At 70.6% G+C, this 21,542-nt stretch carries 18 protein-coding genes and 1 pseudogene; 3 read left to right on the forward strand and 16 right to left on the reverse strand.

Going from position 1 to position 21,542, the window contains the following annotated elements; translation table 11 throughout:
* Position 1: 1 nt before the first annotated feature.
* Genes nuoL through DVA86_RS10645 form a run of 12 tightly spaced genes read right to left on the reverse strand, consistent with a single transcriptional unit; the run spans position 2 to position 12,849 of the window.
* On the reverse strand, positions 2–1,885 hold the full coding sequence (nuoL, locus tag DVA86_RS10590) for an NADH-quinone oxidoreductase subunit L (RefSeq protein WP_208877659.1): 1,884 nt from the start codon (positions 1,883–1,885) through the stop codon (positions 2–4).
* A 13-nt stretch (positions 1,886–1,898) separates the two neighbouring features.
* Entirely contained in the window at positions 1,899–2,198 is a 300-nt protein-coding gene (nuoK, locus tag DVA86_RS10595; RefSeq protein WP_208877660.1) for an NADH-quinone oxidoreductase subunit NuoK, read from the reverse strand.
* Complete coding sequence (locus DVA86_RS10600) at positions 2,195–3,100, reverse strand: NADH-quinone oxidoreductase subunit J (RefSeq protein ID WP_208877661.1); 906 nt, start codon at positions 3,098–3,100, stop codon at positions 2,195–2,197. Before DVA86_RS10600 ends, nuoK begins: the two co-directional genes overlap by 4 nt.
* A complete protein-coding gene (gene nuoI, locus DVA86_RS10605) occupies positions 3,097–3,720 on the reverse strand; it encodes an NADH-quinone oxidoreductase subunit NuoI (protein WP_208877662.1) in 624 nt (207 codons plus the stop codon). Before nuoI ends, DVA86_RS10600 begins: the two co-directional genes overlap by 4 nt.
* Positions 3,713–5,134, reverse strand: coding sequence for an NADH-quinone oxidoreductase subunit NuoH (gene nuoH / locus DVA86_RS10610; protein WP_208884585.1), 1,422 nt, complete (start codon positions 5,132–5,134; stop codon positions 3,713–3,715). Before nuoH ends, nuoI begins: the two co-directional genes overlap by 8 nt.
* Entirely contained in the window at positions 5,134–7,650 is a 2,517-nt protein-coding gene (locus DVA86_RS10615; RefSeq protein ID WP_208877663.1) for an NADH-quinone oxidoreductase subunit G, read from the reverse strand. Before DVA86_RS10615 ends, nuoH begins: the two co-directional genes overlap by 1 nt.
* Entirely contained in the window at positions 7,647–8,987 is a 1,341-nt protein-coding gene (nuoF, locus tag DVA86_RS10620) for an NADH-quinone oxidoreductase subunit NuoF (RefSeq protein ID WP_208877664.1), read from the reverse strand. Before nuoF ends, DVA86_RS10615 begins: the two co-directional genes overlap by 4 nt.
* Positions 8,987–9,847 carry an NADH-quinone oxidoreductase subunit NuoE gene (gene nuoE, locus DVA86_RS10625; RefSeq protein WP_208877665.1) on the reverse strand — a complete coding sequence of 287 codons (861 nt, stop codon included), beginning with the start codon at positions 9,845–9,847 and terminating at the stop codon, positions 8,987–8,989. Before nuoE ends, nuoF begins: the two co-directional genes overlap by 1 nt.
* On the reverse strand, positions 9,844–11,178 hold the full coding sequence (locus tag DVA86_RS10630; RefSeq protein WP_208877666.1) for an NADH-quinone oxidoreductase subunit D: 1,335 nt from the start codon (positions 11,176–11,178) through the stop codon (positions 9,844–9,846). Before DVA86_RS10630 ends, nuoE begins: the two co-directional genes overlap by 4 nt.
* On the reverse strand, positions 11,178–11,927 hold the full coding sequence (locus tag DVA86_RS10635) for an NADH-quinone oxidoreductase subunit C (RefSeq protein WP_208877668.1): 750 nt from the start codon (positions 11,925–11,927) through the stop codon (positions 11,178–11,180). Before DVA86_RS10635 ends, DVA86_RS10630 begins: the two co-directional genes overlap by 1 nt.
* Positions 11,924–12,478, reverse strand: a complete 555-nt coding sequence (locus DVA86_RS10640) for a NuoB/complex I 20 kDa subunit family protein (protein ID WP_208877669.1) — start codon at positions 12,476–12,478, stop codon at positions 11,924–11,926. Before DVA86_RS10640 ends, DVA86_RS10635 begins: the two co-directional genes overlap by 4 nt.
* An 11-nt stretch (positions 12,479–12,489) precedes the next feature.
* Positions 12,490–12,849: an NADH-quinone oxidoreductase subunit A gene (locus DVA86_RS10645; RefSeq protein WP_208877670.1), complete on the reverse strand. Its 360-nt coding sequence runs from the start codon at positions 12,847–12,849 to the stop codon at positions 12,490–12,492.
* Positions 12,850–13,657: 808 nt separating this feature from the next.
* Between DVA86_RS10645 and DVA86_RS10650 the strand changes: the two genes are divergently transcribed.
* The 3 genes and pseudogenes from DVA86_RS10650 (at position 13,658) to DVA86_RS36090 (ending at position 15,466) form a co-directional block, all read left to right on the forward strand.
* Positions 13,658–14,485 (forward strand): C40 family peptidase, encoded by an 828-nt coding sequence (locus tag DVA86_RS10650; protein ID WP_208877671.1) that lies wholly within the window; start codon positions 13,658–13,660, stop codon positions 14,483–14,485.
* A 124-nt stretch (positions 14,486–14,609) separates the two neighbouring features.
* Positions 14,610–14,894 (forward strand): annotated as a pseudogene (locus DVA86_RS36085) (helix-turn-helix domain-containing protein); the annotation flags it as partial.
* A 101-nt stretch (positions 14,895–14,995) separates the two neighbouring features.
* Complete coding sequence (locus DVA86_RS36090; protein WP_342776349.1) at positions 14,996–15,466, forward strand: MmyB family transcriptional regulator; 471 nt, start codon at positions 14,996–14,998, stop codon at positions 15,464–15,466.
* 609 nt (positions 15,467–16,075) lie between these two features.
* Here the strand turns inward: DVA86_RS36090 and DVA86_RS10660 are convergent.
* From DVA86_RS10660 to DVA86_RS10675, 4 genes are all read right to left on the reverse strand, one after another.
* The gene (locus DVA86_RS10660) at positions 16,076–17,389 is read right to left on the reverse strand and encodes a geranylgeranyl reductase family protein (RefSeq protein WP_222623311.1); all 1,314 of its coding nucleotides are present in this window, start codon (positions 17,387–17,389) and stop codon (positions 16,076–16,078) included.
* 229 nt (positions 17,390–17,618) lie between these two features.
* Positions 17,619–18,317: a demethylmenaquinone methyltransferase gene (locus DVA86_RS10665; protein WP_208877673.1), complete on the reverse strand. Its 699-nt coding sequence runs from the start codon at positions 18,315–18,317 to the stop codon at positions 17,619–17,621.
* Between the two features lie 80 nt (positions 18,318–18,397).
* Complete coding sequence (mqnC, locus tag DVA86_RS10670) at positions 18,398–19,594, reverse strand: cyclic dehypoxanthinyl futalosine synthase (protein WP_208877674.1); 1,197 nt, start codon at positions 19,592–19,594, stop codon at positions 18,398–18,400.
* Between the two features lie 54 nt (positions 19,595–19,648).
* Positions 19,649–21,517: a serine/threonine-protein kinase gene (locus tag DVA86_RS10675; protein WP_208877675.1), complete on the reverse strand. Its 1,869-nt coding sequence runs from the start codon at positions 21,515–21,517 to the stop codon at positions 19,649–19,651.
* Between the last annotated feature and the right edge of the window lie 25 nt (positions 21,518–21,542).

A 21,542-nucleotide genomic window follows, 5' to 3' on the forward strand; every position in this document is an offset into this window, starting at 1 on the left:
CTCAGACCGCCCTCATCAGCAGGGTCGCGGCGACGAGCACCGCCGCACCCCCGAACATCGAGACCGCGTACGAGCGGACGAAACCGTTCTGGACCCGCCGGACCCGCCCGGACAGCCCGCCGAACGAGGCGGCCGTACCGTTGACGACCCCGTCGACCAGCTTGTGGTCGAGGTAGACCAGCCCGCGCGTGAGGTACTCGCCGGGCTTCACCAGAGCGACATGGTTCAGGTCGTCCTGGAGCAGGTCGCGCCGTGCCGCGCGGGTCAGCAGGCTGCCGCGCGGCGCGACCACGGGCACCGGCCGGCGCCCGTACTGGAGCCAGGCCGCACCGACACCGACGAGCAGCGCGACGACGGTGGCCGCCGTGACGGTCGACGCCGACATGGGCGGGTGCCCGTGCTCGAACTCGGTGACTGGTTCGAGCCAGTGCACGAAGTTCTCGTTCAGCTTGAAGTAGCCGCCCGCGAACACCGATCCGAAGGCCAGCGCGATCATCGGGATCGTCATCGTCTTCGGCGACTCGTGCGGGTGCGTCTTCTCCGGGTCCCAGCGCTTCTCACCGAAGAAGGTGAGCGCCATGACCCGCGTCATGTAGTACGCGGTGATGGCCGCGCCCAGCAGCGCGCAGCTGCCGAGGATCCAGCCCTGGGTGCCGCCCTTGGCGAAGGCCGCCTCGATGATCTGGTCCTTGGAGAAGAACCCGGACAGGCCTGGGAAGCCGATGATCGCGAGGTAGCCGAGGCCGAACGTGACGAAGGTGACGGGCATGTACTTCCGCAGCCCGCCGTACTTCCGCATGTCCACCTCGTCGTTCATCCCGTGCATCACGGAACCGGCGCCGAGGAAGAGGCCCGCCTTGAAGAAGCCGTGCGTGACCAGGTGCATGATGGCGAACGCGTAGCCGATGGGGCCGAGTCCGGCCGCCAGCATCATGTAGCCGATCTGCGACATCGTCGAGCCCGCGAGGGCCTTCTTGATGTCGTCCTTGGCGCAACCGACGATCGCACCGAAGAGGAGCGTGACCGCGCCGACCGTGACGACGGCGAGCTGCGCGTCGGGGGCGGCGTTGAAGATCTCGCCGGAGCGGGTGATGAGGTACACGCCCGCGGTCACCATCGTCGCGGCGTGGATCAGCGCGGAGACCGGGGTCGGGCCCTCCATCGCGTCGCCGAGCCACGACTGGAGCGGCACCTGCGCGGACTTGCCGCAGGCGGCGAGCAGCAGCATCAGCCCGATGGCCGTGAGCTTGCCCTCGCTGGTCTCGCCGGTCGCCTCGAAGACGCCCTCGAAGGCGAAGGTGCCGAACGTGGTGAACATCAGCATGATGGCGATCGACAGACCGACGTCGCCGACCCGGTTGACCAGGAACGCCTTCTTCGCCGCTGTCGCCGCGCTCGGCTTGTGCTGCCAGAAGCCGATGAGCAGGTACGAGGCGAGGCCCACGCCCTCCCAGCCGACGTACAGCAGCAGGAAGTTGTCGGCGAGGACGAGCAGCAGCATCGCCGCCAGGAACAGGTTGAGATAGCCGAAGAAGCGCCGCCGCCGCTCGTCGTGCTCCATGTAGCCCACGGAGTAGAGGTGGATCAGCGTGCCGACTCCGGTGATCAGCAGCACGAACGTCATGGACAGCTGGTCGAGTTGGAACGCCACGTCCGCCTGGAAGTCGGCGACCGGGATCCAGCTGAACAGGTGCTGGTGCATGGAGCGGTGCTCGGCGTCCTGGCCGAGCATGTCCGCGAAGAGCAGCAGCCCGATCACGAACGAGGCGGCGGCCAGCAGCGTGCCGAGCCAGTGCCCCGTACGGTCGAGCCTGCGGCCTCCGCACAGCAGGACGGCCGCGCCGAGGAGCGGTGCTCCGACGAGCAGCCCGATGAGTGATTCCACTGGTCCGTACTCCTTACAGCTTCATCAGGCTGGCGTCGTCGACCGAGGCCGAGTGGCGGGAGCGGAAGAGCGTCACGATGATCGCCAGGCCGACCACGACCTCGGCGGCGGCGACGACCATGGTGAAGAACGCCATGATCTGGCCGTCGAGATTGCCGTGCAGCCGGGAGAAGGTGACCAGCGCGAGGTTGCTGGCGTTCAGCATCAGCTCGACGCACATGAAGACGACGATCGCGTTCCGCCTGATCAGCACCCCGGCGGCGCCGATGGTGAACAACAGCGCCGAGAGATAGAGGTAGTTGACCGGATTCACTTGGCCTTCTCCTTCTCCCTGTCGCCGGACCCGTCGTCGTCACGGTCGGTGCCGGGGTCAGGGTCGGGGTCGCGGTCGCGGTCGGCGTCGGCCGCTTCGGGATCCTCGCCCCGCTCCAGGTACTCCTCCGTACGCTGCTCCAGCGCCGCCAGTTCGGCGAGCGCCTCGGTGGAGACGTCCCGCACCTGGCCACGGCCGCGCAGGGTCGGGTTGACGGTGAGCTCGGAGGGGCTGCCGTCGGGCAGCAGGCCCGGGATGTCCACGGCGTTGTGGCGTGCGTAGACACCGGGCGCGGGCAGCGGCGGCACCTGGCGGTTCTCGCGTACGCGCTCCTCGGCCATCTCGCGCTGCGTCGACCTGCGCTCCGTACGCTCGCGGTGCGTGAGCACCATGGCGGCGACGGCGGCGGTGACCAGGAGGGCGCCGGTGATCTCGAAGGCGAAGACGTACTTGGTGAAGATCAGCCGGGCCAGCCCGTGCACGTTGCCTTCGGAGTTGGCCTCCTCCAGCCCGTTGAACGTGCTGATCGACGCGTTGCCGAGGCCGCCGATGAGCAGCACGCCGAAGCCGAGGCCGCAGACGAGGGCCAGCCAGCGCTGGCCCTTGATGGTCTCCTTGAGCGTGTCGCTGGCGGTGACGCCGACGAGCATCAGCACGAAGAGGAAGAGCATCATCACGGCGCCCGTGTAGACCACGACCTGGACCATGCCCAGGAAGTACGCGCCGTTGGCGAGGTAGAAGACCGCCAGGATGATCATGGTGCCGGCGAGGCAGAGCGCGGAGTGCACGGCCCGCTTCATCAGTACGGTGCCGAGCGCGCCGAGGACCGCCACGGTGCCGAGCACCCAGAACTGCACGGCCTCGCCGCTGGAGGTGGTGGTGGCCGCCAGAGTGGCGCTCACTTCTCCCTCACCGCCTCCGCGGCCGCCGGCTCGTCGGGCCCGAAGGTGGTCTCCGCGGGCTGCGGGGGCTCGTTCAGCTTGTTCTTGGAGTGCGGCTCCTGCTGCACGGTGCCGGGGGCGGCCTCGGTGACCAGGCCGCTGTAGTAGTCCTTCTCGGTCATCCCCGGAAAGATCGCGTGCGGCGAGTCGACCATGCCCTCATCGAGGCCCGCGAGCAGCTCCTCCTTGGTGTAGATGAGCGACGCGCGGGAGGAGTCGGCGAGTTCGTACTCGTTGGTCATGGTCAGCGCGCGGGTCGGGCACGCCTCGACGCACAGGCCGCACAGGATGCAGCGCAGGTAGTTGATCTGGTAGACGCGGCCGTAGCGCTCGCCCGGGGAGTAGCGCTCCTCCTCGGTGTTGTCCGCGCCCTCGACGTAGATCGCGTCCGCCGGACAGGCCCAGGCGCACAGCTCGCAGCCGATGCACTTCTCCAGCCCGTCCGGGTGCCGGTTCAGCTGGTGGCGCCCGTGGAAGCGGGGCGCCGTCGGCTTCTTGTACTCCGGGTACTGCTCGGTCAGCCGCTTCTTGAACATGGCCTTGAAGGTCACGCCGAAGCCGCCCAGGGGGTTTTCAGGCATCGTCGCTCCCCCTTCCTTGGGAGGTCGCTGTGTTGCTCTCGGACGGTCCGGCGGGTTCCGCCGGCTCCGCCGCCGTGCCGACCAGTTCGCGGTCCCGCTCCGCCCGGGAGGGCCGCCGCGGTGTGGGCGGCAGCGCCTGGCCGGGCAGCGGGGGCACCGGATAGCCGCCCGCCATCGGGTCGAACGGCACGCCGCCCGACTCGGCCTGCTGCTTCTCCTCCTCGGCCTGGCGCGCCTTCTCGCCGCGTTCGCGGAAGATGTCGACCAGGAACGACAGCAGCAGCACGATGATCACGGCGCCGGCGACCCAGTAGATGATGTCGGCGAATGAGTAGTTCTCGTTCCGCATCGCCCGTACGGCGGCGACCAGCATCAGCCACACCATCGAGACGGGGATGAGGACCTTCCAGCCGAGCTTCATGAACTGGTCGTAGCGCACGCGCGGCAGCGCCGCCCGGATCCAGACGAAGCCGAACAGCAGCACCAGCATCTTGGCGATGAACCACAGCATCGGCCACCAGCCGTGGTTCGCGCCCTCCCAGTACGTGGAGATCGGTGCCGGCGCGCGCCAGCCGCCCAGGAACAGGGTGACCGCGAGGGCGGACACCGTGACCATGTGGACGTACTCGGTGAGCATGAACAGCGCGAACTTGATCGACGAGTACTCGGTGTTGAAGCCGCCGACCAGGTCGCCCTCGGACTCCGGCATGTCGAACGGCGCCCGGTGCGCCTCACCGACCATCGACACCAGATAGATCAGGAACGAGACCGGCAGCAGCACCGCGAACCACCGGTCGTCCTGCTCCGCGACGATCGCCGAGGTGGACATCGACCCGGAGTAGAGGAACACGGCGGCGAAGCTGAGGCCCATGGCGACCTCGTAGCTGATCACCTGGGCTGTCGCCCGTACGCCGCCGAGCAGCGGGTACGTCGAGTTGGACGACCAGCCCGCCAGCACCACGCCGTACGCGGCGATGGAGGAGGTGGCGAGGATGTAGAGCACCGCCACCGGCAGGTCGGTCAGCTGCATGGCGGTGCGGGTGCCGAAGATCGACACCTCGTTGCCGGGCGGCCCGAAGGGGATCACGGCGATGGCCATGAAGGCGGGGATGGTGCCGACGATCGGCGCCAGGATGTAGACCGCCTTGTCGGCGCCCTTCACCACGATGTCTTCCTTGAGCATCAGCTTCACACCGTCGGCGAGGGACTGGAGCATGCCCCAGGGCCCGTGCCGGTTGGGTCCGATGCGCAGCTGCATCCAGGCGACGACCTTGCGCTCCAGCACGATGCAGAGGAGCACGGTCAGCATCAGGAAGGCGAAGCAGAAGACCGCCTTGATCCCGATCAGCCACCAGGGGTCGGTGCCGAAGGCCGTCATGTCCTCGGCCGCGACCACGTGCGCGTAGCCGTGCATCACGCGTCCACCTCCTTCGGGACGGGCGTGCCCGAGGGCACGGGCGTGACCTTGACCAACGCACCCGGCAGCGCGCCCAGGTCCCGCTGGGCGCCGCCGCCGGTGGAGTTGAGCGGGAGCCAGACGACGTGCTCCGGCATCGGGTCGGTGACCATCAGCGGGAGCCGTACGTGCCCGGCGGGGCCGGTGACCTGGACCAGTTCGCCGTCCTTGACGCCGGCCTCCTCCGCGGTGCGCGGAGAGACCCGTACGACCGCGGCGTGCCGCGTGCCGGCCAGCGCCTCGTCGCCCTCCTGCAGGCGGCCCTGGTCGAGCAGCAGCCGGTGGCCCGCGAGCACCGCCTCGCCCTTGCCGGGCTGCGGCAGCGGGCGGGACCGCTCCTGCGGCGGCTCCGGCTGCGGGCCGTTCCAGCCGCCGAGGCGTTCCAGCTCGCGGCGGGCGGCGCGGACGTCGGGGAGCGCCATGGGCTCGTCCAGCGCGTCGGCCAGCATGTGCAGCACCCGGCCGTCGGGCTGTACGTGGCGGCGGGTCATCTGGTCGGGCTTCAGCGCGGCGTCGAAAAGGCGTGCGCGGCCTTCCCAGTTGAGGAACGTGCCGGTCTTCTCGACGACGGCCGCGACCGGGAGGACCACGTCCGCCTGCTCCGTCACCTCGGAGGGCCGCTGTTCCAGGCTGACCAGGAAGCCGACCTCGGCCAGCGCCTCGGCGGCGCGGGCGGGGTCGGGCAGGTCGGCCACCTCGACGCCGCCGACGACCAGTCCGGCCAACTCGCCGGCGGCCGCGGCCTCGACGATCCCGGCGGTGTCGCGTCCCCGCTCCTCCGGGAGCCGGGGCAGGCCCCAGGCCCGGGCGACCTCGTCGCGTGCGCGCGCGTCGGACGCGGGGCGTCCGCCGGGCAGCAGCCCGGCGAGTGCGCCCGCCTCGATGGCGCCGCGTTCGCCCGCCCTGCGGGGAATCCACACGAGCTGTGCCCCGGTGGCGGTGGCCGCCCGTACGGCCGCGGTGAGCGCGCCCGGTGCGGCCGCCAGCCGCTCCCCTACGACGATCACCGCGCCGTCCGTACGGAGCGCCTCCGCGGCCCGTTCGCCGGCCGCGTCGAGCCCGACGCCGCCGGACAGCGCGTCCAGCCACTCCGTCTCGGTGCCAGGCGCGGCGGGCAGCAGCGTGCCGCCGGCCTTCTCCAGCCCGCGGGTGGCGTGCGTGGCCAGCGCGAACGTGCGCTGCCCGTGCTTGCGGTGCGCCTTGCGCAGCCGGAGGAAGACGCCGGGCGCCTCCTCCTCGGACTCGAAGCCCGCCAGCAGTACGGCCGGCGCCTGCTCCAGCGTGGTGTACGTGAGCCCGCTGCCGTCCAGGTCCCGGCCCCGCCCCGCGACGCGAGCGGCGAGGAACGCGGCTTCCTCGGCGGTGTGTACGCGCGCGCGGAAGTCGATGTCGTTGGTGCCGAGCGCGACGCGCGCGAACTTGGCGTACGCGTAGGCGTCCTCGTACGTCAGCCTGCCGCCGGTCAGCACCCCGACGCCGCCGTCGCGGCGGGCCGCGGCCAGTCCGCGTGCCGCCGCCTCCAGCGCCTCCGGCCAGCTGGCCGGGGCCAGTTCACCGGTGTCGGGGTCGCGTACGAGCGGGGTGGTCAGCCGGTCCGGGCGCTGCGCGTAGCGGAAGCCGAAGCGGCCCTTGTCGCACAGCCACTCCTCGTTGACCTCCGGGTCCTCGGCGGCCATCCGGCGCATGACCTTGCCGCGGCGGTGGTCCGTACGGGTCGCGCAGCCGCCCGCGCAGTGCTCGCAGACGCTCGGTGAGGACACCAGGTCGAACGGGCGGGAGCGGAAGCGGTACGCCGCCGAAGTGAGCGCGCCGACGGGGCAGATCTGGATGGTGTTGCCGGAGAAGTACGACTCGAAGGGGTCGCCCTCTCCCGTACCGACCTGCTGGAGCGCGCCGCGTTCCAGCAGCTCGATCATCGGGTCACCCGCGATCTGGTTGGAGAACCGGGTGCAGCGGGCGCACAGCACGCAGCGTTCGCGGTCCAGCAGCACCTGCGTGGAGATGGGCACGGGCTTCTCGAACGTGCGCTTCTTGCCCTCGAAGCGGGAGTCCGCGGAGCCGGTGGACATGGCCTGGTTCTGCAGCGGGCACTCGCCGCCCTTGTCGCAGACAGGGCAGTCCAGCGGGTGGTTGATGAGCAGCAGCTCCATCACACCGCGCTGTGCCTTCTCGGCCACCGGCGAGCTGAGCTGCGTCTTGACCACCATGCCGTCGGTGCAGGTGATGGTGCACGAGGCCATCGGCTTGCGCTGGCCCTCGACCTCGACGATGCACTGCCGGCAGGCACCCGCGGGGTCCAGCAGCGGGTGGTCGCAGAAGCGGGGGATCTCGATGCCGAGCTGTTCGGCGGCGCGGATGACGAGGGTGCCCTTGGGCACGCTGATCGGTACGCCGTCGATGGTCAGCGAGACGAGATCCTCCGGCGGAGGGCCCTCCCCGCCACCGGAGGTCTTGGCGTCGGTCGTCACGGTCACGCATTCACCTCCAGGTGAGCGGTCTTGTCGTCGGCCCAGACCGTGGAGGCGGCCGGGTCGAAGGGGCAGCCACGGCCGGTGACGTGCTGCTCGTACTCCTCGCGGAAGTATTTGAGCGAGGAGAAGATCGGGGAGGCGGCGCCGTCACCGAGCGCGCAGAAGGACTTGCCGTTGATGTTGTCGGCGATGTCGTCGATCTTGTCGATGTCCGACAGCGTGGCCTTGCCCGCCTCGATGTCGCGGAGCAACTGGACGAGCCAGTACGTCCCTTCGCGGCACGGGGTGCACTTGCCGCAGGACTCGTGCGCGTAGAACTCGGTCCAGCGCGTCACGGCGCGTACGACGCAGGTGGTCTCGTCGAAGCACTGGAGCGCCTTGGTGCCCAGCATCGAACCGGCCTCGCCCACGCCCTCGTAGTCCAGCGGCACGTCGAGGTGCTCCTCGGTGAGCATCGGCGTCGACGAGCCGCCCGGGGTCCAGAACTTGAGCCGGTGCCCGGGCCGCATGCCGCCGCTCATGTCCAGCAGCTGGCGCAGCGTGATGCCGAGCGGGGCCTCGTACTGGCCGGGGCCCGCGACGTGGCCGCTCAGGGAGTAGAGCGTGAAGCCCGGGGACTTCTCGCTGCCCATCGACCTGAACCATTCCTTGCCCTTGTTCATCAGGGCGGGAACCGAGGCGATGGACTCGACGTTGTTCACCACAGTGGGGCACGCGTAAAGGCCCGCGACCGCCGGGAAGGGGGGCCGCAGCCGGGGCTGGCCGCGGCGTCCTTCGAGGGAGTCGAGCAGCGCCGTCTCCTCGCCGCAGATGTACGCACCCGCGCCCGCGTGCACTGTCAGCTCCAGGTCCTTGCCGGGGCCGAGCGCGTCCTTGCCGAGATATCCGGCCTCGTACGCCTCGCGCACCGCCAGATGCAGACGGCGCAGCACGGGTACGACCTCGCCGCGCAGGTAGATGAAGGCGTGGTCGGAGCGGATCGCGTGGCAGGCGATCACGATGCCCTCGATCAGCGAGTGCGGATTGGCGAAGAGGAGGGGAATGTCCTTGCAGGTGCCGGGCTCGGACTCGTCCGCGTTCACCACGAGGTAGTGCGGTTTCCCGTCGCCCTGCGGGATGAACTGCCACTTCATGCCGGTGGGGAAGCCGGCGCCGCCGCGGCCGCGCAGCCCCGCGTCCTTCACGTACGCGATGACGTCGTCCGGCGGCATGGCGAGCGCCTTGCGCAGGCCCTCGTAGCCCTCGTAACGGCGGTAGGTGTCCAGCGTCCAGGCGTCGGGCTGGTCCCAGAACGCCGAGAGCACCGGGGTCAGCAGCTTCTCGGGAGACTCGGCGGTCATCACTGGCCCTCCTCGGTGGCCGGGCGCTCGGCGACCGGGTCGGCCTCGGTGACCGGTCCGGACGGGTGCGCGGGGTCGGCCGGCGCGTTCTGCTGGGGTGCGTCGTGCGAGCTGGGCGTCGTCGCGGGCCGCTCGCCCGAGGGCGGCTGCGCGCTGCGCGGGGAGACGACACGGCCCGCCGTGTCGCCCTTCGCGAGCCGCAGTCCGGCGAGCGACGCCGGGCCCGCTCCCCCGGTCGCCTCGGTGGCACCGGGCCGCTCGTCCGGGAATCCGGCCAGGATGCGGGCCGTCTCCTTGAACGTGCAGAGCTTGGCGCCGCGGGTCGGCTGCACCTCGCGGCCCGCCCGCAGGTCGTCGACGAGGGCCTTGGCGCTGTCCGGCGTCTGGTTGTCGAAGAACTCCCAGTTGACCATCACCACCGGCGCGAAGTCGCAGGCGGCGTTGCACTCGATGTGCTCGACGGTCACCTTGCCGTCGTCGGTCGTCTCGTTGTTCCCGACGCCGAGGTGGCGCTGCAGCTCCTCGAAGATCGCGTCGCCGCCCAGGACGGCGCAGAGCGTGTTGGTGCACACCCCGACCTGGTAGTCACCGGACGGCTTGCGGCGGTACATGCTGTAGAACGTCGCGACCGCGTTCACCTCGGCCGTGGCCAGCTCCAGCATCTCGGCGCAGAACTTCTGCCCGGTGCGGGTGACATGGCCTTCCTCGGACTGCACCAGGTGCAGCATCGGCAGCAGCGCCGAGCGGCTGTCCGGGTAGCGCGCGATGATCTCCTTCGCGTCGGCCTCCAGCCGCGCCCGTACGTCCGACGGGTAGTCGGGCGCAGGCAGCTCGGGCATGCCGAGTGACACATCCGTCATCGGTCGACGCCTCCCATCACGGGGTCGAGGGACGCGACGGCGACGATGACGTCGGCCACCTGGCCGCCCTCGCACATCGCCGCCATCGACTGGAGGTTGGTGAACGACGGGTCGCGGAAGTGCACGCGGTACGGGCGGGTGCCGCCGTCGCTCACGGCGTGCACGCCCAGCTCGCCCTTGGGGGACTCCACCGCCGCGTACGCCTGCCCCGGCGGCACCCGGAAGCCCTCCGTCACCAGCTTGAAGTGGTGGATCAGGGCCTCCATGGAGGTGCCCATGATCTTCTTGATGTGGTCGAGGGAGTTCCCGAGCCCGTCCGGGCCGAGCGCGAGCTGCGCGGGCCAGGCGATCTTCTTGTCGCCGACCATCACGGGCCCCGGCTCCAGCCGGTCGATGCACTGCTCGATGATGCGCAGCGACTGCCGCATCTCCTCGATGCGGAGCAGGAACCGGCCGTACGAGTCGCAGGTGTCCACGGTCGGCACGTCGAAGTCGTACGTCTCGTAGCCGCTGTACGGCTGCACCTTGCGCAGGTCGTGCGGCAGCCCGGCGGAGCGCAGGATCGGGCCCGTGGCGCCGAGTGCCATGCAGCCGGCCAGGTCGAGGTAGCCGATGTCCTTCAGCCGCGCCTTGAAGGTGGGGTTGTTGGTGGCGAGCTTGTCGTACTCCGGCAGGTTCTTCCGCATCTTCTTGACGAACTCGCGCAGCGCGTCCACCGTCCCGGGCGGCAGGTCCTGGGAGAGGCCGCCGGGCCGGATGTACGCGTGGTTCATCCGGAGGCCGGTGATCAGCTCGAAGACGTCCAGGACCAGTTCGCGGTCGCGGAAGCCGTAGATCATGACGGTCGTGGCACCGAGCTCCATGCCGCCGGTGGCGACGCAGACCAGGTGCGACGAGAGCCTGTTGAGCTCCTGCATCAGCACGCGGATGACGTTCGCGCGGTCCGGGATCTCGTCCTCGATGCCCAGCAGCTTCTCGACCGCCATGCAGTACGCCGCCTCGTTGAAGAACGGCGTGAGGTAGTCCATGCGCGTCACGAAGGTCGTGCCCTGCGTCCACGTGCGGTACTCGAGGTTCTTCTCGATGCCGGTGTGCAGGTACCCGATGCCGCATCGGGCCTCGGTGACCGTCTCGCCGTCGATCTCCAGGATGAGCCGCAGCACGCCGTGCGTGGAGGGGTGCTGGGGGCCCATGTTGACGATGATGCGCTCGTCGTCGCTCTGGGCGGCGGCCGCGGCGATCTCGTCCCAGTCGCCACCGGTCACGTCGTAGACGGTGCCCTCGGTGGTCTCGCGGATACCCGCGGTGGCATGCGTCGTTGAGGATGACATCAGCTGTACGACCTCCGCTGGTCGGGAGCCGGGATCTGGGCGCCCTTGTACTCGACGGGGATGCCGCCGAGCGGGTAGTCCTTGCGCTGCGGGAAGCCCTGCCAGTCGTCGGGCATCATGATCCGCGTCAGGGCGGGATGCCCGTCGAAGATCAGGCCGAAGAAGTCGTACGTCTCGCGCTCGTGCCAGTCGTTCGTCGGGTAGACGTCGACGATCGACGGGATGTGCGGGTCCGCGTCGGGAGCCGTGACCTCGAGCCGGATCAACCGGTTGTGGGTGAGCGAACGCAGGTGGTAGACGGCGTGCAGCTCGCGCCCGCGGTCCTCGGGGAAGTGGACGGCGCTCACGCCGGTGCACATCTCGAACCGCAGCGCGGGGTCGTCGCGCAGGGTGCGGGCGACCCGGGGCAGGTGCTCCCGTTCGATGTGGAAGGTGAGCTCGCCGACGTCGACCACCGTCTTGGTGATCACGTTCTCGGGCAGCAGGTCCTGCTCCTCGAGCGCGCCCTCCAGCTCGTCGGCCACCTCGTCGAACCAGCCCGCCTCCGGGCCCGGCCCGTACGGGCGCTGGGTGCCGCCGGGCAGCCGTACGGTGCGGACGAGGCCGCCGTAACCGGAGGTGTCGGCGCCCGCGTTGGCGCCGAACATGCCGCGGCGCACGCCGATGACCTCGCCGCCCTCACCGCGGTGACCGGGGAGGTTCTCGGCGTTCAGGTCCTGGTCGGGGTTGACACCGTTGTTCTCAGTCACCGCAGCAGCCCCTTCATCTCGATCGTCGGGAGCGCGTTCTTCGCGGCTTCCTCCGCCTCTCGGGCCGCCTGCTCACGGTTGACGCCGAGCTTCTCGCCCTGGACGTGCTCGTGCAGCTTGAGGATCGCGTCGAGCAGCATCTCGGGACGCGGCGGGCAGCCGGGGAGATAGATGTCGACGGGCACGATGTGGTCGACGCCCTGGACGATCGCGTAGTTGTTGAACATCCCGCCGGACGAGGCGCAGACGCCCATCGAGATGACCCACTTGGGGTTGGGCATCTGGTCGTAGACCTGTCGCAGCACGGGGGCCATCTTCTGGCTGACCCTGCCGGCCACGATCATGAGGTCCGCCTGGCGCGGTGAGCCGCGGAAGACCTCCATGCCGAACCGGGCCAGGTCGTACCGGCCGGCGCCCGTCGTCATCATCTCGATGGCGCAGCAGGCGAGTCCGAAGGTCGCCGGGAACATCGACGACTTGCGCACCCAGCCGGCGGCCTGCTCGACGGTGGTCAGCAGGAAGCCGCTCGGCAGTTTCTCTTCGAGTCCCATTACTTATGCACCTAGTCCCATTCCAGCCCGCCTCGCCGCCACACGTACGCATAGGCGACGAAGACGGTGAGCACGAAGAGCAGCATCTCCACGAGCCCGAAGATCCCGAGGGCGTCGAAGGAGACCGCCCACGGGTAGAGGAAGACGATTTCGATGTCGAAGACGATGAAGAGCATCGCCGTCAGGTAGTACTTGATGGGGAAGCGCCCGCCGCCCTTCGCCTGCGGCGTGGGCTCGATTCCGCACTCGTACGCCTCGAGCTTGGCCCGGTTGTAGCGCTTGGGGCCGATGACCGAGGCCGCGATCACGGAGAAGATGGCAAAGGCAGCTCCGATGCCCCCCAGTACAAGGATGGGCGCGTACGCGTTCACCGCTCCTCGCTCCTTCCAGTCGACCCCTGCTGGGGCAATTCCCAGGCCGCCAGGCCGAGGGGGATCGACTCTGACTTCCGGCTGACCACTGGGCCGGTGCCGTTTCCCACGAAGATCGCTCCTATGTGAGGCAGTTCACAAGCCCTGGTGGAGGCATCCTATGCCCGCTGCTCTGTGATCTGCGACACGGGGTACGACAACGACCTTTGTGATCTCCACCACCCGATAGATGATCATGACGAAAGATGCTCAGCCATCTGCATACGCAAAGCATTCAGTTCTTCACCACAGGTGATCCGGCACCCGTCATGACCTGCCAAAGACTGTCCGCCAATAACAAGGGTAGAACTGCGGTGGCAAATTCGCGCTGGACAACTCCGAGTGCTAGCCGCGCACACGCGCCGGGGCGCTCCCGCGCTCCGCGGCACGACAGCGGGGAGCGTTCTCACGACGCACGGGAACGCGCCACGGGACCGAAGGTCGTGAACGCCCGCACAAGGCAGGATGCGGCTTATCTTCCCGAGTAGGTGATTTACAGGGGCAGTTCGGACATGCTCCGTGACCTGCACCACGCGAACTCGCGGCAGTCGCTGACTTCTTTGCGCCCGTTATACGAGCGTGATAAGCCGAGAGAGCAATTCGGTCTTACTGGACAACTGCCAGGACACAGGCGCGTAGTTGGGCATTGACGTCCCGCGCGGAAGTCCCGGATAGAGATCCAGAAGCGTTCAACTCGCCTTCCACGGCCCCAATGTGGCGCATCCCACTCTTATTGAAGGCACCCCGGAACCCCTGATAGCCAGTACCCATGTCCCAGACCGCTCACATACCCAGCCACCGGAAGCCCCGCGCCCGGTCCAGGAAGAACCTGGCGCTGCGCGCCGGAGTTGCCGGTGGCGTCCTCGGCACGATCGCGGTGACGACCGGTGCAGCATCGGCGTCGTCCGGCGACCACTCGGCCGGCGAGAAGAGCTCGCCCGCCGAGACGACAGCAGAAATGCCCGCCCTCTCCGCGGACCTGCCCGAAACGGCGCAGCGGACCGCCGACTCGCTCGCGATGTCGGCCCTCCAGTACGAGCTGGACGAGGCCAGGGACACCGCGGCCGGCAAGGCGGCGGAGAAGGCCAAGGAAGCCAAGGCCAAGGCCGAGCGCGAGGCACAGGAGGCCCGCAGGGCCGCGGCCGCAGAGAAGGCCGAGGAGCGCGCGTCCCGCGCCTCCGAACGCACCACGCTGAGCGCCGCCGAAGCCCCGGACACGGCCTCCGCGCCGTCCACCGCGACGGGCAGCGCCGCCGAGGTGATCAGCTTCCTGCGGGCGCAGCTCGGCAAGGCGTACGTCTCCGGGGCCACCGGTCCCAGCGCCTACGACTGCTCCGGGCTGACCCAGGCCGCGTTCAAGCAGGTCGGCATCGACCTGCCGCGCGTCTCGCAGGACCAGTCCACCACCGGCACCCCGATCTCGGTCAGCGAAGCCCAGCCGGGCGACCTCCTGTTCTGGGGCGGCACCGGCAGCGCGTACCACGTGGCCGTGTACGTCGGTAACGACCAGTACATCGACGCGGCGAACCCGTCCAAGGGCGTTGTGCAGCAGGCGCTCTCCGACTACCCGCCCACCTCCGCGACCCGCGTCCTCTGACACCCCTCTGAGGCACGCGCCGGCCGCACGCAGCACCGCAGGAACCCAGCAACGCAGCCGGAGCCGGCCGTCGTACACCGACGGCCGGCTCCGTCGTGTCCGCCCGTACGGGGTGCCCGCTCGGGTGCCGGGGCTGCGGCGCGAGGAACTGGCCCAGCTGGCCGGTGTCAGCGTCGCCTACTACTTCCGGCTGGAGCAGGGCCTGTCGCTCAACGCCTCGCCGCAGGTCCTCGACGCGCTCGTCACGGCCCTGCGGCTGGACCCCGCGGAGCGGCGCCACCTGCACACCCTGTCCGGTGATGCCCGTCCGCGCCGCCGCAGGCTCCCCGCCGTGCGCTTCACCGGGGCGGTCCGCCAACTGATGGACGCCTTCGGGGACTCGCCCGTGGTCGTCGTCGGCCGCCGCTCGGACGTCCTGGCGTGGAACCGCACCGGGCACGCGCTGTTCGCCGGGCACCCGGCTCCGGACAGCCCGGCCCAGGGGCCACGCGTCCCTACACCGCCCGGCCGGTGTTCCTGGACGCCCACACGCGGGACCTGTACGTGGACTGGCCCAGGAAGGCACGGGACGTCGTGGGCAAGCTGCGGCAGGCGGTCGGCGAATACCCCGACGACCCGCACCTGGCGTCCCTCATCGGCGAGCTGACCATGCGCAGCCCGCAGTTCGCCACGCTGTGGGCCGAGCACCGCGTACGCGCGTGGGACACGGCCGAGTACCGGATGCGGCATCCCATGGTCGGTGAGCTGGATGTCCTTCAGCACTCGCTCCCGGTGCCCCGGGCGCAGGGGATCCGGCTGGTGGTGACGACGGCCGCGTCCGGCTCCGCCTCGCAGGCGGCACTGCAGCTGCTCTCCCAGAACCTTCAGCCCGCCGCGGACAGCCCGGCGGCCACCGAAACCGACACGGACGCGGACGCCGACGCGGACGCGGACGCCGACGCCGACGGCCCCGCAGGCGCCGTTCCTTCCGTACGCGCCTGATCCGCCCGTATGGCCGCCGCGGGCAGCGCCGCCTCGTCACGCACGCCTGCCTGCCTGCCCGCCGGATGAATTTCACGCCTTCAACTCACCGCGGTACACGCATGCCTCATTCCGGCACGCGCAACACCCGCTGCCTTCCTGAGAAACGAGGACACTGAAGAAGAAGCTCCAGATCGCCGTCGCGGTCGCCGCTCTCGTCGCCGTCGTGGCCACCGGTACGGCATTCGCCATGAACGACTCCGCTTCCGGCTCCGGCTCTGACCAGCACCGGACAGGCCAGGGCAGCCAGCCGACGCCGGGCGTCATCGGCGCCAAGGGCCCTGACGGCTGAAGCACGGCACGATCTCCGCCGTCGGCCTGGACGGAAAGGTGCGCACCCACGTCGACGACCCTGAACTGGTGTCGGCGCAGGCCCGTCAACGTCGACCGCGAGACCGGGAAGCAGGACTGGTGCGTCGATCTGACCGCGGTCGCCAAGGACGGCAAGAAGCACCTGTACGGCCCGCACACGGGCCGTACAGGGACGTACAGGGACGTACAGGGGCGTTCTCCACGTAGCCGCCGCGGCTCAGACCGGCCGGGACGGGACCGTCTCAGCGGAGTCGGGCGCTACGCCTTCGGGGCCACCTTCGACAGGCCGTTGATGATCCGGTCCATGCTGTCGCCGCCCACCGGGTCCGTCAGGTTCGCGAGCATCTTCAGGGTGAAGCGCATCAGCATCGGGTGGCTCAGGCCGCGTTCCGCGGCCAGCTTCATGACCTTCGGGTTGCCGATGAGCTTCACGAAGGCGCGGCCCAGCGTGTAGTAGCCGCCGTAGGTGTCCTTGAGGGCCTTGGGGTAGCTGCGCAGGGCCAGTTCGCGTTGGGCGGGGGTCTGGCGGGCCTGGGCCTGGGCGATGACCTCGGCGGCCATCTGGCCGGACTCCATGGCGTACGCGATGCCCTCGCCGTTGAACGGGTTGACCAGCCCGCCCGCGTCGCCCACCAGCAGCAGCCCGCGGGTGTAGTGCGGCTGCCGGTTGAACGCCATGGGGAGTGCGGCGCCGCGGATGGGGCCCTGCTGGTTGTCCGGGGTGTAGCCCCAGTCCTCCGGCATCGAGGCGCACCACGCCTTGAGGATCTCCCGCCAGTCGAGGTCCTTGAACGCGGAGGAGGTGTTGAGCACGCCCAGCCCGACGTTGGAGGTGCCGTCGCCCATGCCGAAGATCCAGCCGTAGCCGGGCAGCAGCCGGTCCTGCGGGCCGCGCCGGTCCCACAGCTCCAGCCAGGACTCGAGGTAGTCGTCGTCGTGCCGGGGCGAGGTGAAGTACGTACGGACGGCGACGCCCATCGGGCGGTCCTCGCGCCGGTGGAGGCCCATCTTCAGGGACAGGCGCGTGGAGTTGCCGTCCGCTGCGACGACGAGCGGCGCCCGGAACGTGACCGCCGTCTTGTCCTTCGCGGCGGTCCCCGCCTCGCCCAGCTTCGCCTCGACGCCGACGATGCGGCCCGTACGGTCGTCCAGCACCGGGTCGCCGACGTTGCACCGCTCGTAGAGGCGGGCTCCGGCCTTCTCGGCCTGGCGGGCGAGCTGTTCGTCGAAGTCGTCGCGCTTGCGTACGAGGCCGTAGTCCGGATAGCTGGACAGCTCGGGCCAGTCCAGCTGGAGGCGCTGGCCACCGCCGATGATGCGCAGGCCCTTGTTGCGGAGCCAGCCCGCCTCTTCGGAGATGTCGATGCCCATCCCGACGAGCTGCTTGGTGGCGCGGGGCGTGAGGCCGTCGCCGCAGACCTTCTCGCGCGGGAAGGACGTCTTCTCCAGGAGGAGGACGTCGAGTCCGGCGCGGGCAAGGTGGTACGCGGTGGTGGAACCGGCCGGTCCGGCGCCGACGACGATCACGTCGGCGCGCTGCTCGGACGGTACCTTCGACAAGGGCTCGGTCACGTCGGTCTCCTGCAAGACTCGGTGGCGCGTGCCGGCCGGCCCTTCGCCTCGCTCTTCGAGCTGGGGAGACCCCACGCTGGCTCTTCGAGCGGGGGAGAGACCCCATGGCCCGTGCACTGGACAAGCACAGTCTATGAGGGCGGCGGGTGGCGCTCGCGCCGCGGGGCGCCCGGGAGTCGTCGCGCGGCGACGGCACCGGTGCCGCCGTAGCGGTCGCGCGGCGCCGCCGTCAGTCCTTCGGGCGGGTGCCGCGGTGCAGGGCGACGATGCCGCCGGAGAGGTTGCGCCAGGCCACCTTCGCCCAGCCCGCCTGCTGGAGCCGGCGCGCGAGCGCGGGCTGGTCGGGCCAGGCGCGGATGGACTCGGCCAGGTACACGTACGCGTCGGGGCTGCTCGACACCTTGTCGGCCACGGGCGGCAGCGCGCGCATCAGATACTCGGTGTAGACGGTGCGGAACGGCGCCCAAGTGGGGTGGCTGAACTCGCAGATGACGACGCGCCCGCCCGGCGCGGTCACCCGCAGCAGCTCGGCGAGGGCGGCGTCCGTGTCGTGTACGTTGCGCAGCCCGAAGCTGATGGTCACGGCGTCGAACGCGCCTTCGCGGAACGGCAGCCGCGTCGCGTCGCCCGCCGTGAACGGCATCCACGGGTGCCGCCGCTTGCCCTCCGCGAGCATGCCGAGCGAGAAGTCGCACGGCACCGTGAACGCGCCCGCCTCGGCGAACGGCAGCGACGAGGTCGCCGTACCGGCCGCCAGGTCGAGCACCCGTTCACCGGGTCGCGCGTCGACGGCGCGAGCCACCGCCCGGCGCCAGAGGCGCGCCTGCCCGAGGGACAGCACGTCGTTGGTCAGGTCGTAGCGCGCGGCGACGTCGTCGAACATCGCGGCGACTTCGTGCGGCTGCTTGTCCAGGGATGCGCGGGTCACGCACCCCATTGTTCACCGGGCGCGCGGAAGCCGTACGCGCGCCCCGCCCGTACGCACTCAGCCGCACCGCCCGTACGCGCTCAGCCCGCGTCGACGAGCTTCAGCTCCGGGTGCGCGGTGCCGCCCTCGATCGCCGTGGACGACAGGTGCGAGACGACCTTGTCGTCGACGGGGTCGTTCGCCGGGTCGTCGTGGACGACCAGGTGCTCGTACGTCGTCGCACGCTGCGCCGGGACCCGGCCCGCCTTGCGGATGAGGTCGATCAGCTCCATGCGGTTGGAGCGGTGCTTCGCGCCGGCCGAGGAGACGACGTTCTCCTCCAGCATCACCGAGCCGAGGTCGTCCGCGCCGTAGTGCAGCGACAGCTGGCCGACCTCCTTGCCGACGGTCAGCCAGGAGCCCTGGATGTGGGCGACGTTGTCGAGGAACAGCCGGGCGACGGCGATCAGCCGCAGATACTCGAACAGGGTGGCCTGCGTCTGGCCCTTCAGCGTGTTGTTCTCCGGCTGGTAGGTGTACGGGATGAAGGCGCGGAAGCCGCCCGTACGGTCCTGCACGTCCCGGATCATGCGGAGGTGCTCGATCCGTTCGGCGTTGGTCTCGCCGGTGCCCATCAGCATGGTGGACGTGGACTCGACGCCGAGCCCGTGCGCCGTCTCCATGATCTCCAGCCAGCGCTCGCCGGACTCCTTGAGCGGCGCGATCGCGTTCCGGGGGCGCTCGGGAAGCAGCTCCGCGCCCGCACCCGCGAACGAGTCCAGCCCGGCGGCGTGGATGCGCCGGATCGCCTCCTCGGGCGTCACCTCCGAGATGCGCGCCATGTGCTCCACCTCGGACGCGCCCAGGGAGTGGATCACCAGCTGCGGGAACGCCTTCTTGATCGCGGCGAAGTGCTCCTCGTAGTACTCCACGCCGAAGTCCGGGTGGTGCCCGCCCTGGAACATGATCTGGGTGCCGCCCAGCTCCACCGTCTCGGCGCAGCGCCGCAGGATGTCGTCCAGGTCCCGGGTCCACACCTTGTCGCTCTTCGGCGAGGCGTAGAACGCGCAGAACTTGCAGGCGGTGACGCAGGAGTTGGTGTAGTTGATGTTCCGCTCGATGATGTACGTCGCGATGTGCTCCGTACCCGCGTAGCGCCTGCGCCGCACCGCGTCGGCGGCGCTGCCCAGCGCGTGCAGGGGTGCGGAACGGTAGAGGTCGAGCGCTTCTTCGGGAGTGACGCGGCCACCCTGGGCGGCGCGGTCGAGCACGGACTGGAGGTCGGCGTTCTCGGGCACCGAGGCGTCCCTTCGTGGTGGCGGCAACGACTGATCCAGCGTACGCCAGCCCCTTCAGCCGATCTTGCGCAGTGTCCCGGCGACGTTGCCGCCCGCGTCGTCGTTGGACTCGTAGCGGATCGTGCCGTCCTTCCGGAGCGTGAACTCCTCGTTCGTGCTGCCGTTGGTGCACCCCTGCACATTGCTGGGCGAGGAGCCGTCCGTACGCAGCTTGTCGGAGCTCGCGGAGGTCAGCTTCCAGGAGCCGGGGCAGGACAGGCCGGCGAGTTCGACCTTGCCCTGGGCGATACGGTCGCCCTTCGCGCCGTTCTTGAACGTGACGGTCAGGGTGCCGCCGGGCAGCCCGCTGTCCATCTTCACGCTGCCGCGCCACTTGCCGAGGAACGCGGCGGGCACATCGCCCGCGGTGGGCTCGGCGCTGGGTGTCGGGGAGGGCGGTTCGGTCACGCCAGGCGGTTGCCCGCCGTTGTCCTTGCCGCTCTCGTTCGCTCCGCCGCCGCCGGGCAGCAGGTCGAAGACGAAGGTGCCGGTGATCAGCGCCACCGCCAGCGCGCCGGCCACGGACAGCACGAGAGTGCAGCTCAACTGCCGTCCGCGCGGCCTGCCGTCGGGGTTGGCGGCGGTGCTCGTCGTGGCGTTGGCCGAGACGGAGAACCGGCCGCGCCGCGGCGGCGGTGGCGGCTCGGGCGGGGGCGGTACGGGTGCGAGGCCGGGCGGCACGACGGGGCTCTGGGCCTGCGCGGGCACGGCGGGGACCTGGGCGGACGGGCTCTGCGCCGGGGGCGCCGACGGGTCGGGCGGGCCGAACGCCCCTCCCCCGGCGGGCGCCGGACCGGGCTCCGCGACGGGCTCCGCGCCGGCCGGTGTCGGCCACCGCCCGGCGGGAGGACGTACGTCCGTGCCGTCGCCGGGGGCCGCGCCGGGCCACTCCTCGGCCGGTGACCGCGAGCTGTGCGTGAAGGGCACGAGGCCCGAGGCCGCCTCGTCCGGCGTCTCCGGCTCGAGGTTGAGGAGTTCGACCGCGCTCCGGCTGACCTGCTCGACCAGCGGGCCCGGCAGCCAGCCGGGACGGATCAGCGCGCTCGCCCCCGCGACGGCCGGGCCCACGAGCCGCGCCGCGGCGGACGCCGGGTCCGGCCGGTCCCCGGCCTTCTTGGCCAGGCACTCGGCGACGAGCTCGCGCAGTTCACCGGCCAGCCCGTCCAGTTCCGGTTCCTCGTGCACGACCAGGTACAGCAGCGCCGCCGAACTGTCGCCCGGGAACGGCGACCCGCCCGTCGCCGCGTACGCCAGCACCGCGCCCATCGAGAAGACGTCCGAGGCGGGCCCGACCTGGCCCTTGCCGAGCACCTGCTCGGGCGACATGTAACCGGGCGAACCGATCGAGACGCCGGTCGAGGTGAGCACCGAGGTGCCGTCCGTGGCGCGGGAGATGCCGAAGTCGATGAGCCGCGGGCCGTCCAGGGTGAGCAGCACGTTCGACGGCTTGACGTCCCGGTGCACCAGGCCCAGCCCGTGCACCGCCGCCAGCGCCTCGGCGAGCCCGCTGCCCAGCGCCCGTACGCACGTCTCGGGCAGCGGACCGTGATCGGCCACCGCCTGCTGCAGCGTGGGGCCCGCGACGTACTCGGTGGCGACCCACGGCACCCGCGCGTCCGGGTCCGCGCCCAGCACGGGCGCGGTCCAGGCGAGGCCGCCGCCCGGCGGGGCGGCGCCGACCCGGCGGGCCGCGTCGACCTCGCGCCGGAAGCGCTCGCGGAACTCGTCGTCGGCGGCGAAGCGCGGATGCACCGCCTTCACCGCGACCGTACGGCCGCCGGGGCTGCGGCCCAGATACACCCGCCCCATGCCGCCCGCGCCGAGCCGGCGCAGCAGCCGGTACTCCCCGATGACCCGCGGATCGTCGGCATCGAGCGGCTGCATCGTGTGTGTCCTCCCCCATGACCCG

Origin of the sequence: Streptomyces armeniacus, from assembly GCF_003355155.1 — a bacterium.
In the GTDB taxonomy this organism is placed as follows: domain Bacteria; phylum Actinomycetota; class Actinomycetes; order Streptomycetales; family Streptomycetaceae; genus Streptomyces; species Streptomyces armeniacus.